This is a genomic window from Schinkia azotoformans, from assembly GCF_035811335.1.
GTDB classification, from domain to species: Bacteria; Bacillota; Bacilli; order Bacillales; family Bacillaceae_J; genus Schinkia; species Schinkia azotoformans.
Window position 1 is genome coordinate 15,696 of sequence record NZ_JARSMD010000033.1, and the last position, 15,128, is coordinate 30,823.

Consider the following 15,128-nt stretch of genomic DNA (forward strand, 5'->3'; position numbering starts at 1 on the left):
GCTTTATTTGTTACGTTTTTGTGAGACTTCCTATTTACCCTCAATATCTTTCACAAATTCACTTAATCTTGTAACCATACGCTGGCTGTGCGTATCGTTGGGGTTCTCTTTTACAGTTTGCTTATATAGCTCAAATGCTTCCGGTATTTTACGTTCTAATAGCAATTGGTCTGCCTTTGTCAATTCGCGCTCTTTTAAGTAGAATATCGGTGCTTTATCTAATAAGCGCTTGTTTAAAGTATAACCGTTACTTTGCGTGATCACTGAGTCATCTTTATCATATGCCCTAACATACCAAGAAAACTCCCCGTTACTATTTGCAAATCCTAATAAACTCCCAGGTTCTACCGTTTCAATTTGCGAGCCATCTCCTGAAAACATTATGCCAGTTTTTTTGTCATATAACTCCTCGAACGGAATAGTAAATTCGTTTTGTTTAATATTTGTTTCAACGGAAGAGCAAGTTGACCCATTATCAAACTCTAAACAAAGATTTAAATCGTAGTAATCTGCATCGCTAACCTTTTCCCATTTAAAACGGACTTCTTTTGAACGAATTTCTTTATAATTAACTGGTTCATGGATTTCTATTAAAGGATTGAACTTTATATTATACGTAATCTTTCTATCTCCCGTTATATCAATCCATTGATCTTTCGGCATTGCCCAAGCCCAACCGTCAACCTGCGCCTGTGTTAACCCAAGATGGATCTGATACTTACCCGGAATAACACCGGTCATCTGATAAAAGCCATTTTCGTCTGTCAACGTTTGATGCCTTTCATCACGACCCACCGACATATTGACAGATGCTTCATCCCGTAAAAACACACCAACACCTGACATAGGCATACCGTTTGATTTAGTAATTCTCCCCTCAATTGACGCTAAATTTGTGTTTCTCAGTTTGATAGCTTGTTCTAGTTGATGTTTGATCGATAGTAACTCACTAGCAAATACACCGTTTTCAAATTGCAGATCCTCAGGCGGTTGTTGGCCTGCCTGTTCGGCCATTTCTCGGTACTTTTCGTTTTCCTCGTTCCACTGTTTCTTAAGCGTAACTACATCTTGGTTTAGCTTTTCATGGGCTTGAATGAATTTTCCTTCATGTAGCAATTTTTCAATCTCAAGCAACGGGATAATCGTTTGAAGATCCGCATTTGTTGTGTTATTCTGCTTTGCCTGTTCTTTCAGTTCCTCGATGATCGACTCGGCTTTCGAAAAATTATTTGTCTCCAACGCTAATTGAACCCTTTTTATAAAAATCTCTGTCACGTAATAATCCTCTGAAAATGATATCGCCCTTACTGATGCTTTTACTAAAATTTGATCCGCCTTTTCAGAATTGCCCTGCTGTTGGTAGTATATGGCCAACTGCTTGGCAGCTGACTGCATATAACCATCAACCGGACCATCCTCTATATATTCTTCTAAATACGGAATAGCCTCTTCTGCCGTAAACACATTTGGATTGTCTGGATTTGGCCAAGTTGTGATGGAAGGTCCAATATAAACATCGAAACGATGGGCTAAATCACCATCAATCATATACTTTTGAATGATCTCCCATTTTTTCTTATCGGAAATATTCTGTTGAAGCAGGGATTTAATTTGATCCTTTGCTGTCGGTTCGTTGCCTGCTTCAAGCTGCTTATCAATTGAAGCCATTTCAATCCGCGGCTGTAAATAAATCGACGCAACAGGTAAAAGACCGAAAAGAAAGACAAGTATATATATAAAATGAATGATATTGATTTTTTTCTTCACAAAATTCGCACCCCCTATATGTATAGACATTTTATTGTTCAATAAAGTTTCATAATTACCGTAAAAAACCAAGAATAACTCACATCAATAATCCTTTAATAGTTTTACAATATCTGTAAGGAGATGAAAGGAGTGATATTTATGTTTCACATCGATGTTTATCTCAAAATGAAACGGCGTCAAAAATATATTGTTTGGGCAGCTCTCTTTCTCGCATGTCTAGGAATTAGCAGTGGTGCCGTCATGTATATCAACGGTGCCCATGGATTAGGTCTAACTTGGGTGATACTTGGAGGCTTAGTACCTATTTTAATAATAATAACAACTGTAAAAAACTTAAATTCATATTACTCAAAAGGTTAATTTTGTCCCCTTTCTCCAGTTTTAGGAGAAAGGGGTTTTTATATTAGTTAGACTACATTATCGCTATCGACAAAATTCGGCAAATATTTATCGTTATATGTATATCCTCTCCCGAAATTGGAAACGCTGGTTGGATAGTATAACCAATTACCAAGTAATATGAGGTATTTAATATGGATTTTACTAATTTTAAAAGTATATTTAAGACTTCAACTCAAGAACAATCGAAAAATCATAGCGGTTCCGAACCCATGAAAAAGTCTCTCTCAAGGAATATAAATGATAATCTACAATCATTACAATCAATCTATTCTAATTGTTCAGATGTGATATTTCGCCATTTTATGATTTATGGTAAAACAAAGGCCGTGCTCATATACATCGACGGGCTTTCCAATATTGAAGAAATTGATAAGAGCGTACTCTCTCCACTCATGGAGCTGACCGATAAACATTCTCTTACTTTAAATGAGTTGCTTGAACGAAAGTTGCCAGTTTCCAGTATACAAAAAATAGGCACGGTTAATGAAGTCATAGAGCAAATATCTTCTGGTAACCCGGTTATATTAATAGATTATCAGGCAACAGGCTTTTCTGTAGGACTGGCAAAATGGGAGAAAAGATCAATTGAAGAGCCAACGGCTGAGTCCGTTATACGCGGTCCACGGGACGGATTTACCGAAACTTTAACAGTAAATACCTCATTATTAAGAAGAAGGATTAAAAGTCCTAGTCTTAAGATGATATCTCTTAAAATTGGCCTTCAAAGTAAAACAAATGTAATCATTACCTATGTTGATAACCTTGCCGATTCTACTTTAATTGAAGAAGTTAGGAATCGTCTAGAGCGGATAGATATTGATGCTGTACTTGAAAGTGGCTATATTGAAGAGTTTATCGAGGATTCTCCGTTTTCACCATTCCCTCAGGTTTTAAATACTGAAAGACCTGATGTTGTGATTGCAAATCTTCTAGAGGGTCGTGTCGCCATATTGGTGGACGGAACTCCTTTCGCTCTAATCGTCCCGATTACTTTTTATTCTTTGTTACAATCCGCCGAGGATTATTATCAACATTTTCTCGTTAGCACATTAATCCGTTGGTTGCGTTATAGCTTTTTGTTAATTGCTTTATTGCTCCCCGCTATTTATGTGGCAATTCTTACATTTCATCAAGAGATGGTTCCTACTTCATTGCTGCTGAGTATCGCAAAATCAAGGGAGGAAGTACCCTTTCCGGCGCTCATCGAAGTATTGTTAATGGAAATAACATTTGAAGCACTTCGGGAAGCAGGTATCCGCTTACCAAAACAAGTCGGCTCAGCCGTTAGTATTGTTGGCGCACTTGTAATTGGGCAAGCAGCAGTATCTGCCGGGCTTGTTTCTGCCCCAATGGTAATGGTCGTGGCTGTAACAGGAATAGCCTCCTTTACAATACCGCGCTATAATAGCGCGATTGCCATCAGATTATTAAGATTTCCTATCATCACATTGGCCGGAACATTAGGTTTGCTCGGAATTATGCTTGGGATAATTTCAATCATTGTCCATCTTTGTTCTATTCGTTCATTCGGTGTTCCATATTTAGCACCTCTAGGTCCAATAAAAGGTCGTGAACTTAAGGATGTATTGATAAGGGCACCTTGGTGGTCAATGAGATCTCGCCCCCACTTAACAGGGGAATACAACAAGTATCGTCAGCCACCCGGCCAAAAGCCAGCGCCTTTTAAGGATCCTGATTAGGAGTTGAAAACATTGATTGAAAGAGGAAAAATTTCAGCTTTCCAAATGGCTGTGATGATGAGTCCAACAATCGTTGCTACTGCAGTCCTGTTAGTGCCAGCGATTACGGTAAAGCACGCAAAACAGGATTTATGGATATCTCCACTATGGGCAGGTATTTGTGGATCGGCCGTTATTTTTATAGCATTCAATTTAAATAAACTCTATCCTAATGAAAGTATTATTGATTATGCAGAACATATTATCGGATCGTTTTTTGGAAAAATACTTGGGCTGATTTATGTATTGTTTTATTTGCATATCAACGGAATTATAATACGGGAATACAGTGAGTTTGTAACCGGAACGTTTCTATCTGAAACACCGATGGTTATTATAATGGGAAGTATGGTATTAGTTTGTGCTTTTGCTGTTTACGGCGGGATTGAGGTGATTGGCAGATCCTCCGAAGTCATTTTGCCAGTCGTATACTTCCTTTTCATAATAGTATTAGTCTTACTAATTAGGGATCTGGATATCAAAAATATTTTCCCAATTATGGAGAACGGAATATCACCTTCTTTAATCGGATCCATCGTTCCCCAAGGCTGGTTTAGTGAATTTTTTCTTATTGCGTTTTTACTACCCTTTTTGAAGGATCGAAAAAAGGGCCTTAAATATGGATTGGCTTCAGTAATAAGTGTTATTTTTGTATTAATGTCGTCCAATTTAGTAACATATATGCTATTTGGAGAACTTACAGGTGTGTTTGCCTATCCCGTAATGGTAGCAGTTCGTTATGTAAGTATCGCAGATTTTCTTGAGCATCTTGAGTCGATTGTTATGGCTATATGGGTTTCAGGAACATTTATTAAAATATCAGTATTTTATTATATTAATGTAATTAGCATTGCTCAATGGTTGAAGCTTTCTACCTATCAGCCAATTGTATTTCCGGTTGGTTTTCTTTTAATCGTATTTTCAATGTGGTCTGCCCCCAATTTGTGGATATTGACCAACTTCTTGTCCACAACGGCACCCTTTTATTTTATATTTGTACAAGGACTAATTCCGATGTTATTACTTTGTATAGCTTGGCTGCGGAAAAAGCTTGAACAAAAAAAGGAGGCCTAATATGTTGTTCTTAAAACGACAAGAAATCCTTTTTTTATGTATATGCATTGTTCTCTTTCTTTCAGGCTGTTGGGGTCGAAAGGAAGTTAATGATCTTGCCATTATTGTAGCTGCAGGTTTAGATAAAAAAAGTGATGAAAAACTGGAGTTAACCGTCCAAGTATACACTCCAAAAGCCGGTGGCGGAAGCCAACAAATGGGGGAAAGTGGCAGCGGTGGCGGTGGGCAGCCAGTAGTAGTTCGTTCTGCTGAGGGTGTAACGATTGCCGATGCAATGTCTAAACTCCAGCAACTGTTTCCAAGGCAATTATTTTGGGGACATGCCGAAGTATTTATTATAAACGAGAAATTGGCTAGAGAGGATATTCGCCCCAAATTAGATTTTATATTACGCCACCCTCAGTTACGCGACCGTTCTCATATTTATGTCAGTAAAGATCCAGCCAAAAAAGTACTCAGACTAACTCCTCCATTGGAACGGGATTTATCAGAGGTATTACGGGAGCTATCGATGTTGAAGACTGGTATAGAGATCACGATTAAGGAGGCAGCCCAGATGTTTATAGGTGATTCAGGTGCATCTGCTTTGCCTTTGATCGAAGTCTTAAAATCGCAACCACCAGCAGAGGAAAACCAAACCATTGCCTATATTAATGGAACAGCTATTTTTAAAAAAGGGAAAATGGTTGGAACTATCGATGGAGCACAAACGAGAGGGGTATTATGGCTTAGGAATGAAATAAGCCAAGCCGTTGTAACTGTAAAACCCAGAATAGTTGATGGATACATTTCAATGGTATTGCTTCATTCCTATACTAAACTAATACCAAGCATCGAAAATGGAAGGTGGAAAATTACACTTAAAGCAACTACAGAAGTCGACATTATAAATAACGGGACCGTTTTAGATATAACCGATCAGAAAACAATAGAAATGCTCGAGCACAAGCTGGAAAAGGATATTCACAACAGAGTATACTCAGCGTTAGCTATAGTTCAGAAGGAAATGAACGCCGACATATTCGGTTTTTCCGATGCCTTTCACCGCTCTTATCCTGATATTTGGAATAAAAATAAAGAAAATTGGGATGAAATATTTCCACAGGTGGAGGTTTTAATTGAGACAAGAGCCATTGTCCGTAGACCGGGAATGGTCACTCGACCTTCCTTGATTCCTGAAGAAGAGGTGGTAGAAGAGTGAAATGGGGCGCTTTATTAGGGTACAGCTTTTTAATAATTTGTATTGTAATGTTCCAATTGGCAAAAATTAAGAAGGATAATAAAAAAGAAAAGGCGGCCCTTATTTCGTTGTCTTTATTAGGCTGGATTCTTGCCACCTTACTGATGTTTGTTCCTGAATTGCCCGGACCAACTCAACTTATAGATCAGATTTTTAAGCCACTAGGAAAATTAATAGAAAAGTGAAAAATAAAAAAAGAGAAAAAATGCTAACCCCACTGGTTAGCATTTTTTATATTCATTATTATTTAAATGTTTTTTTACGGCTAGCGCTTGGGCTTGAACTGCGCCCTCTGCTATTCCGCCCGAAGTTGCCGCCTTTTCCTCTTGAACCTCCACCTTCACGGCGTCGGCTATCACGTGAATAGCTATCGCGTGAGCGGTTATCTCGTGAACGATTGTCGCCACCACGCCCTTTTCGTTCCTTCGCAACAACAGGTGCTTCCGCTGTTAACTGAACTGGTGTTTGATCCGGTTCTTTCGTTAACAATTTAATAGCCGCAGCAACTACTGTAACTGAATCATGCTCGTCAAGCAATTCCTCTGCCATATGTTTATAGAATGAAAAATTCTCATTCTGAATAGTATATAATATCTTTTCTGCAGTAATCTGCTTTTGTCCTTCTAATGCATCATCCATGGAAGGAACTGGTTTGCGTTCCATACTTCTCTTTGTTGTTCGCTCAATATTTTTCAATTGGCCAATTTCTCTTGGCGTTACAAACGTATAAGCTAGACCTGTCTTCCCAGCACGTCCTGTACGTCCAATACGGTGAACATAACTTTCCGGATCCTGTGGGATATCAAAGTTGTATACATGTGTTACGCCTGAAATATCAAGTCCACGTGCAGCTACGTCCGTTGCTACAAGAACTTCAATTGTGCCAGCTTTAAACTTTTTAAGAACTGAACTTCGTTTTGCTTGTGTTAAATCGCCATGGATTCCTTCAGCAGCATATCCTCTTGTATTCAATGCTTCACTTAATTCGTCAACACGACGTTTTGTACGTCCAAAAACAATCGCCAACTCAGGAGATTCCATGTCCAACAAACGTGTTAATACATCGAATTTCTTTTTCTCCTGCATTTCAATATAGTACTGTTCAATATTGGGAACGGTCATCTCTTTCGCTTTAACTTTGATCTGTACTGGATCATTCATAAAGTTCTCAGCAATTTTACGGATTGGTTCCGGCATTGTCGCAGAGAACAATAATGTTTGACGTACTTCCGGCACTTCTTTAAGAATCGCCTCAATATCTTCAATAAAGCCCATGTTTAACATTTCATCTGCTTCATCCAAAACCACAACTTGGATATTTTGCAGGCGAATGGTTTTGCGGTTCATATGGTCCATTAAGCGACCAGGTGTTCCAACAATAATTTGCGGTCTATTTTTTAAAGCACGGATTTGGCGGTTAATATCCTGACCACCATAGATTGGCAATGCTTTAACACCTTTGAATTGACCAATTCTATTTAACTCTTCAGCAACTTGAATCGCTAATTCACGGGTTGGAGCAACGACGATCCCTTGAATAAACGTATTTTTAATGTCGATTTTTTCAATCATCGGAATACCAAAGGCAGCCGTTTTTCCAGTACCAGTCTGTGCTTGTCCGATAACATCTTTTCCTTGTAATGATACAGGAATGGTTTCAGATTGAATTGGTGTAGCCTCTTCAAAGCCCATTGCCTGGATTGATTTCATAATTTTTTCACTTATTCCTAATTCATGAAACATTGTCATGTATTCAAAACTCCCTAATTTCTACTTTTTGGCATAATTATTAATCTTAGCATATTCCAGCTGACTTCGCAATCAAAATGAAGAATGCTTCCAAAATATAAATAAGATAACCGCTATGATAGAATTGAAATATTATCTAAAAAAAAGAGGAGATTATCTTGAACCCAAAAACAAATCCCTATTTGGCCTTATTTATCGGGGCTGTTGCTGTATCCACATCAGCCATTTTTGTTAAACTTTCTTCAGCACCAGCTGCGATTATTGCAACATACCGGTTACTATTTACAGTCCTCTTGATGGTGCCCTTTTTTACGCCCAAGTATTGGAGGGAAATCCGTCTTATTGAAAAAAAGGACTGGATCTATTCTATAATCGCAGGAGTATTCCTAGCGTTTCATTTTATTTTTTGGTTTGAATCTTTAAATTATACATCTGTTGCAAGTTCAGTTGTCCTTGTTACCCTCCAGCCTATTTTCGCCTTTATCGGTACCTATTTCTTTTATAAAGAAAAAATTAGTTTAGGGGCTTTTTTAAGCGGAATACTAGCTATAATGGGAAGCTTTATTATCAGTTGGGGCGACTTTAAGGTTAGCGGTATGGCATTATGGGGTGATTTTCTTGCAATCATAGCAGCTGTTATGGTGACAGCCTATTTCCTATTCGGCCAAACAGTACGTAAACGACTTTCATTATTTACATACACTTTTGTCGTCTACTTGATTAGCTCGATTACTTTACTTATTTATGATTTAATTCTTGGTTATTCTTTGTTTTCTTATTCTAAACAAGATTGGGTCGTTTTTCTATTATTGGCTATCGTACCAACTCTTTTAGGCCATACATTATTTAATTGGGCGATTAAATGGCTAAGCACTTCTATTATTTCCATGAGTATTCTATTTGAACCGGTTGGTGCTTCCATTTTAGCCTATTTCATATTAGATGAAGTATTAACCGTCTCACAATGGATAGGTGGTCTTATTTTAATGGCAGGTTTATTTCTATTTTTATGGAAAAACAAAAAATAAATATCGCAGAGTCCATCCTGATGTTAGAATAGAGGGTATATCTCAAAGGTTAGTAGGTGTGAATCATGACGATAAAAATCATCACAGATGGTGCAGCAGATTTGCCATTATCGTTTATAAATCAGTATGACATCAAAGTAGTTCCTTTAAATGTAAGTTTTGGAGACCAAAGCTTTAAAACCGGAATTGATATAGATAATGAAACCTTTTACAGAATGATGAAGGAATCAGCAGAGCTTCCGAAAACCTCCTGTCCCGCTCCATATGACTTTTTGGAGGCATATAAGGAAGTACCAGAAGACAAGGCCATTATTGTTTTTTCACTTTCTAAGGCTTTAAGCGGTACTTATGAGAGCGCAGTCGTAGGTATGGATATGCTTCTTGAAGAACAGCCAAACCGAAAAATTGCTGTTCTCAATACTAAAACTGGTTCCTGTGGACAAATCCTGCTAATTGAAGAAGCTGTGAAGTTCATAAACTGCGGTGCTGGCTTCGATGAAGTTATTGCTAATGCACAGTCCTCTATTGATTCAGTGAATACATTAATTTTATTAGAGACACTGGAAAATGTCGTTAAAGGCGGACGCCTTAGCAAAACAAAAGCTGCTATTGCCAATGCCCTTAATATAAAAATTATGCTTGAAGTAAGCAAAGATGGCCTTATTGAGGTTCGTGAAAAAGTTCGTGGCGACAAGAAAGTGCTGCGCCGGTTCATCGAACAGATCGGTGAATGCGGAAAGGATTTTGAGAAAAAGGTTTTAACAATGACTCACAGCAATAGTGAAGAAAAAGCCTTGGGTCTACTGAAAGAAATTAAGGAAAAATATAATTTCAAGGAAACAATTTTATCTGAAATTGGACCCTTAATTGGAACATATGCCGGTGAAGGCGGTATTGTTATTTCGTTTAAATCTTAAGTATTCTGACTTAAAAAATAAAAGGCTGACGAAATAGTTTGGCATCTCATCGTGCCTGACAATTCGTACAGCCTTTTATTTTATTAAAAATTTTTCCACTGTCGTAAATAGTTGATCTCTATCTTCGTCATGGCAAACAAGATGCTTGGACTTCGGTAAATAGACTATCTCCCGCTCATTCGAAGGGATTGTATTATATAAGAAACTCGCACTTTTTACAGGTACGATGCCGTCTAATTCACCCTGCACTATTAAGGTAGGCACTTCTATTTGCGATAGGGTCGGCCTTAATTCTTTTACCAGCCTTTGAAACTGAAAGGTCGCTGTCAGCGGGGTTTCTTTAATTTTTTTTCGATATCTTTGAAATAAATCATTATTACCAAGAGTTCCCCGCATACCCTCCGCAGCCATTTCCTTAATATCCTGCAGCAGCTGTTTTGGGTTTATATAATAAGCCGCAGCACTTAATAGCACAAGCTTTTTTACCGGGTATTTTGTTGCTAAGTAGCCTGAAATAACCCCACCCATGGAGAAGCCTACTAAATAGACAGTGCTGCATTTGGCAAGCATTCCTTGTAAAGATTGTTCAGCTTCTTGAACCCAATCTTGGTAGGCGACTCCTCTTAAGCGAGCTAATTCTCCCCCATGACCAGGTAACGTGGGCGTTTCTACAATCCAGCTTGTATTTTCTTTAAGAAAATTACCGAGAGGCTCAACTTCAAACGGGCTTCCAGTAAACCCGTGTATACATAAGCAACCAATCATATTTCTCACCAACACTCCTCAACCACTAATGTCAATAAATTTCCCAAGTGTTGGGTGTGGTGCCGGGGCACTTGAAGTTTTTAGCATTTCAGTTAATGCGTTGGCATTGACTTCAGCAGTGTCCATTACTTTTTTCGTAAGCGCGATACCCACCTGTTGACCTAAGTTAACCTGGCTCATTGCGGTTGATAAAGCAGCAATATCCATGGAAACGCCCTCCCTTATATGATTTGGATTTACCTTTACATTATCATCTTTTTTGAGCAAACTGGCAACTGTAACCGATTTCCTTTATCATAGTAATTATTTTCTTAACTTGAAACTTCCAACACATAATATCCGTAAATAATATAAAGAAAAAAATTAGGAGACTTTACAATGGAATCATTCGAAACAAAAGAATCCCTTATACAGCAACTGCAATATATTGAAAAGTGGGAAAAGGATCAAAAAGGCTTATTCTTTTGGGAAAAGCTTGGTCGGCTGCCGTTTCAAATCCTTGACCGTTTAACCCCTAAATTTATTCATGAAAAGGTTGGACAAATTCTCGATGAACTTGGCTACTATGTTCAATCGGGTGGGCGCTATCTTGTAAGCGAAAAGAATATTTGCAAAACATATACTAAAAAATTAAACCTTGATTCGATTACAATCGCTGAAATTGCTGAGCAGCCTGTCGAAACGATGAATGAGGTTGCGGCCTCCTACATTAAAACGACGAAGAGTATAGCAATGACCCAGGGTGCTACAACCGGTGTTGGCGGTTTCCTAACACTTTCGATTGACATCCCCATTTTGCTTGGGCTTTCATTAAAAACATTACAGGAAATTGCGATATGTTACGGCTTCGATCCAAATGAGCGGAAAGAACGGATTTTTATTGTTAAGTGTATGCAATTTGCTTCTTCCGATATTGTAGGAAAAAAGGCAATACTTGATGAGCTATCTTCCTATGACAATGACTCTGAAACCAATTCTAAAAATCAAGCTATTTCTCAACTCCAAGGCTGGCGTGAAGTAATGATTACCTATCGTGATAACTTCGGTTGGAAAAAGCTTTTTCAAATGGTTCCAGTCGTGGGCATGGTGTTTGGGGCATTTATTAATAAATCTACAATCGAGGATGTTGCCGAGGTCGGTATGATGCTTTATCAAAAACGGCGAATTCTATACAGATTAAATAAGAAAGAAGAGGCTGGCGCCTCCATTTAGGAGTGCCAGCCTCTTCCTTTTTAAACAAACGTTTATTTTAAATCTTCGATAGAGTTAATATCCATATAGCTTGGAACAACTAGTCCAATTCTTGTTCCTTCCATGTTAGAACCTAGATCTTCAAACTTGCCCTCAAATTCGGCAGCATAGTCAGCATGTGTGACCGGCAGCCATGCAGCAACAGATGCATCAGCACTACCGTCAGCAATACCTGCCCATAATGGACCTGCCTCTAATTGTGTCATCGTTACATCATAGCCAAGATCAGTTAACACTTTTGCAAGGACATTTGTACTTGCGATTTCACTAGCCCAAGCAACGTAGGCAAGCGTAATTTTGTCGCCATCAACCTTTTCGGCACCGGCAGTCCATTCAGCTACTTTTTCAGCATTCTCTTCAACCCATTTTGCAGCGGCTTCCTCTTCCTTCGTGCCTTCTTCAATCATAACCATCACGGTACTCATATCATCCGCAGTCCAATGGAATTGATCTAATACTTTAACGGCATTTGGATGATCTTCTACTAGGCCATTACGTGTAATCGTATGGATATTTTCTTCTTCTCCATATACACCTTTAGGATCTTCTAAATATTTCAAATCAAACTTTACAAATTTCCAATGTGGTGTCCAGCCTGTGATGATGATTGGTTCCTCTTTATCATAAGCCTTTTTTAAAGCAGCTGTCATGGCAGCACCTGAACCTTCGATAAGTGTCCAATCCTCCAAACCATAATCTTCAATTGCTTTTGCAGTTGCTTTCATAATGCCTGCACCAGGGTCAATCCCGATAATCTCGTAATCTACACTTTCACCAACAGCTGCAGTTGTTGATTCTTCCCCCTCATTGCCTGCTCCTTGTGAGCCGCAGGCTGCTAGTCCAATAGCCAGCACTAAAACTAGTAAAAAGCTTAACCATCTTTTCATTATACTGTTCCCCCTTGTTTATTTTTTCCTATATTTTGAGAAATCCGGTCTAGAATAATCGCAATAATAACGATTGCCAAACCAGCTTCAAAACCGACTCCTGTCTTGATTTGTGTAACAGCACGATATACATCGGTGCCAAGACCAGGTGCTCCAACCATTGATGCAATAACAACCATGGACAATGCAAGCATGATACTTTGGTTAATCCCCGCCATAATGGTCGGCATCGCTAATGGAAGCTGCACCTTGATTAATCTTTGTTTTGTTGTAGAACCAAATGCCTCAGTTGCTTCGATAATGTCAGCAGGCACTTGACTGATCCCTAATATCGTCAACCGGATTGTTGGCGGTGTCGCAAAAATGACCGATGCGACAACTCCTGGTACAACTCCAATATTAAAGAAGAAAATAGCTGGAATTAAATATACAAAGGCAGGCATTGTTTGCATAAAGTCTAGGAATGGAATTACGATATTCTTGACGACTTTGCTTTGTGATGCCCAAATGCCGACCGGTATTCCAATCAAAATTGATAAAATCACCGATGTAAGCACTAAAGCAATTGTATCTAGCATTGCATCCCAATAACCTAAATTATCAATTAAAAATAAACCTACTAATGTAAATAAAGCTATATTCCGATTACAAATTTTCCAGGTTAATAGAGTCATTAAAATAATAAGAACAATCGGTGGAATTATCCCAAGACCATCTACCATACCTTCAACAAATGCTTTTAAGCCTCCTGAAATCCCCTCAAAGGCAGCATCAAACGTAGCGGTCAGCCAATCAACAAGGGAATCAATCCAATCGGCAAGAGGTAGTTTTGGCAATAATCCTTCTGTTTTACTAGCCATTTACCTTCCTCCCTTCTTCTACTGTAGTTGGAGCCACTTCTTCTTGTGCTATAGTTGATACATCGTTGATATAACGTTCATTACCCGACAAGGCCCCTAGAACAGCCCCACGAATAACAATGCCTCTCAGACGATGTTCTTCATCTACTACCGCAACTGGTATGACAGCCTCTGAAACTAGTTCAAAAAGATCCACTAATAACATCTCTTTTGTAACCGTTTTAATTTCTTTTTCTAAAATCGCAGTTAGAGGTTTGCCTTGGTTTACAGCTTTACTTGCTTCTTCTGCTGTTACGGCACCAAGCAAGTTTTGTTTTTTATCGACAACGTAAATACTTGAAATTCCAAGGTCTCTCATCATTTGCAATGCGACTAGTGGACCTTTATCAACTTGCACGAATTCTGCACGTTTCATGACATGCCCTGCCGTTAACACTTTGCTCAAATCAACATCTTCTACGAATCTTTCAACATATTCATTCGAAGGATTCATTAAAATTTCCTCAGCAGTCCCGATTTGGACAATGGCGCCATCCTTCATTAAGGCGATCCGATCACCAATTTTAAGCGCTTCATCCAAGTCATGCGTAATAAAGATAATTGTTTTTTCCATCCTACTTTGCAGTTCCAACAATTCATCCTGCATATCTTTTCTAATTAATGGGTCTAATGCGCTAAAAGCTTCGTCCATCAGCAGAATATCGGGATCATTTGCCAATGCTCTAGCTAGTCCAACCCGCTGCTGCATCCCACCGCTTAACTGGCTCGGGTATTGATTCTCGTAACCTACCAAATCAACCAGCTTTAGAGCTTCCAAAGCTATCTGTTTCCGTGATTCTTTAGCCACTCCTTGAACCTCTAAACCGTACTCTGTATTTTCTAAAACGGTTCGATGTGGTAAAAGGGCAAACTTTTGAAATACCATACTGATTTTTTCACGACGAATTTTCCGTAATTCGGCCTTATTCATTTTAACAACGTCCAAACCATCAAGATCAATTTTACCAATTGTTGGCTCTATTAAGCGATTGAGCATTCTCACCAGCGTTGACTTTCCACTTCCGGAAAGGCCCATAATAACGAAAATTTCCCCGGCATACACCTCAAAGTTTGCCTGGTTTACACCAACCGTACAGCCTGTTTGCTTCAGTATTTCTGCCTTTGAATAACCTTCTTCTATTAATTGAAGTGCTTTTTTCGGACTTTTTCCGAATATCTTAGTTACATTTTGAACTTGAAGCTTTACTGTTTGCTCCTGTTCCATACTTCCACCTCACTTACTCTGAATCGAATAACTTTACCGACCCTGACTTTTTAATTGTAGACTTTCCCAGTTATTCCATCAAAGTCCATATACCGTTATATTCGGCCGTTAAGTTTATACAGAAAAAACTGTACGTACAAAATATACAATATTCTCAAAATACCTCCATATTACTCCCAAAT

At 38.6% G+C, this 15,128-nt stretch carries 15 protein-coding genes; 8 read left to right on the forward strand and 7 right to left on the reverse strand.

The genetic code is table 11. From position 1 onward, the window contains the following. Nucleotides 1–30 precede the first annotated feature (30 nt). Nucleotides 31–1,767 (reverse strand): carboxypeptidase-like regulatory domain-containing protein, encoded by a 1,737-nt coding sequence (locus P9E47_RS19060; protein ID WP_326164372.1) that lies wholly within the window; start codon nt 1,765–1,767, stop codon nt 31–33. A 141-nt stretch (nt 1,768–1,908) separates the two neighbouring features. Between P9E47_RS19060 and P9E47_RS19065 the strand changes: the two genes are divergently transcribed. The 5 genes from P9E47_RS19065 to P9E47_RS19085 all read left to right on the forward strand — a co-directional run bounded on the left by P9E47_RS19065 (nt 1,909) and on the right by P9E47_RS19085 (nt 6,410). Beyond that, the gene (locus P9E47_RS19065; protein WP_326164373.1) at nt 1,909–2,130 is read left to right on the forward strand and encodes a hypothetical protein; all 222 of its coding nucleotides are present in this window, start codon (nt 1,909–1,911) and stop codon (nt 2,128–2,130) included. A 173-nt stretch (nt 2,131–2,303) separates the two neighbouring features. Next, nucleotides 2,304–3,872, forward strand: a complete 1,569-nt coding sequence (locus P9E47_RS19070; protein ID WP_003330363.1) for a spore germination protein — start codon at nt 2,304–2,306, stop codon at nt 3,870–3,872. 12 nt (nt 3,873–3,884) lie between these two features. Further along, complete coding sequence (locus P9E47_RS19075) at nt 3,885–4,985, forward strand: GerAB/ArcD/ProY family transporter (RefSeq protein ID WP_003330362.1); 1,101 nt, start codon at nt 3,885–3,887, stop codon at nt 4,983–4,985. 1 nt (nt 4,986) lies between these two features. Beyond that, nucleotides 4,987–6,186, forward strand: coding sequence for a Ger(x)C family spore germination protein (locus P9E47_RS19080; protein WP_326164374.1), 1,200 nt, complete (start codon nt 4,987–4,989; stop codon nt 6,184–6,186). Next, complete coding sequence (locus P9E47_RS19085) at nt 6,183–6,410, forward strand: hypothetical protein (protein WP_003330359.1); 228 nt, start codon at nt 6,183–6,185, stop codon at nt 6,408–6,410. The genes P9E47_RS19080 and P9E47_RS19085 overlap by 4 nt, the downstream gene beginning before the upstream one ends. 58 nt (nt 6,411–6,468) lie before the next feature. Here the strand turns inward: P9E47_RS19085 and P9E47_RS19090 are convergent, their stop codons facing one another. Beyond that, nucleotides 6,469–7,974 carry a DEAD/DEAH box helicase gene (locus P9E47_RS19090; protein WP_003330358.1) on the reverse strand — a complete coding sequence of 502 codons (1,506 nt, stop codon included), beginning with the start codon at nt 7,972–7,974 and terminating at the stop codon, nt 6,469–6,471. A gap of 158 nt (nt 7,975–8,132) precedes the next feature. Between P9E47_RS19090 and P9E47_RS19095 the strand changes: the two genes are divergently transcribed. Together P9E47_RS19095 and P9E47_RS19100 are read left to right on the forward strand one after the other, a co-directional pair. Next, nucleotides 8,133–9,002, forward strand: coding sequence for a DMT family transporter (locus P9E47_RS19095; RefSeq protein ID WP_326164375.1), 870 nt, complete (start codon nt 8,133–8,135; stop codon nt 9,000–9,002). Between the two features lie 65 nt (nt 9,003–9,067). Beyond that, the gene (locus tag P9E47_RS19100; protein WP_003330356.1) at nt 9,068–9,919 is read left to right on the forward strand and encodes a DegV family protein; all 852 of its coding nucleotides are present in this window, start codon (nt 9,068–9,070) and stop codon (nt 9,917–9,919) included. A 75-nt stretch (nt 9,920–9,994) separates the two neighbouring features. On the opposite strand, the gene P9E47_RS19105 is transcribed toward P9E47_RS19100, so the two are convergent. Together P9E47_RS19105 and P9E47_RS19110 are read right to left on the reverse strand one after the other, a co-directional pair. Continuing rightward, complete coding sequence (locus P9E47_RS19105) at nt 9,995–10,684, reverse strand: alpha/beta hydrolase (RefSeq protein ID WP_003330355.1); 690 nt, start codon at nt 10,682–10,684, stop codon at nt 9,995–9,997. 18 nt (nt 10,685–10,702) lie between these two features. Next, nucleotides 10,703–10,891 carry a YjfB family protein gene (locus P9E47_RS19110; protein WP_003330354.1) on the reverse strand — a complete coding sequence of 63 codons (189 nt, stop codon included), beginning with the start codon at nt 10,889–10,891 and terminating at the stop codon, nt 10,703–10,705. Nucleotides 10,892–11,062: 171 nt separating this feature from the next. Between P9E47_RS19110 and P9E47_RS19115 the strand changes: the two genes are divergently transcribed. Further along, complete coding sequence (locus P9E47_RS19115) at nt 11,063–11,896, forward strand: EcsC family protein (protein ID WP_326164376.1); 834 nt, start codon at nt 11,063–11,065, stop codon at nt 11,894–11,896. A gap of 32 nt (nt 11,897–11,928) precedes the next feature. Here the strand turns inward: P9E47_RS19115 and P9E47_RS19120 are convergent, their stop codons facing one another. Genes P9E47_RS19120 through P9E47_RS19130 form a run of 3 tightly spaced genes read right to left on the reverse strand, consistent with a single transcriptional unit; the run spans nt 11,929 to nt 14,946 of the window. After that, nucleotides 11,929–12,822 (reverse strand): glycine betaine ABC transporter substrate-binding protein, encoded by an 894-nt coding sequence (locus P9E47_RS19120; RefSeq protein WP_326164377.1) that lies wholly within the window; start codon nt 12,820–12,822, stop codon nt 11,929–11,931. Next, on the reverse strand, nt 12,822–13,682 hold the full coding sequence (locus P9E47_RS19125) for an ABC transporter permease (RefSeq protein ID WP_003330351.1): 861 nt from the start codon (nt 13,680–13,682) through the stop codon (nt 12,822–12,824). Before P9E47_RS19125 ends, P9E47_RS19120 begins: the two co-directional genes overlap by 1 nt. Beyond that, the gene (locus tag P9E47_RS19130) at nt 13,675–14,946 is read right to left on the reverse strand and encodes a quaternary amine ABC transporter ATP-binding protein (protein ID WP_003330350.1); all 1,272 of its coding nucleotides are present in this window, start codon (nt 14,944–14,946) and stop codon (nt 13,675–13,677) included. Before P9E47_RS19130 ends, P9E47_RS19125 begins: the two co-directional genes overlap by 8 nt. Nucleotides 14,947–15,128: the final 182 nt, after the last annotated feature.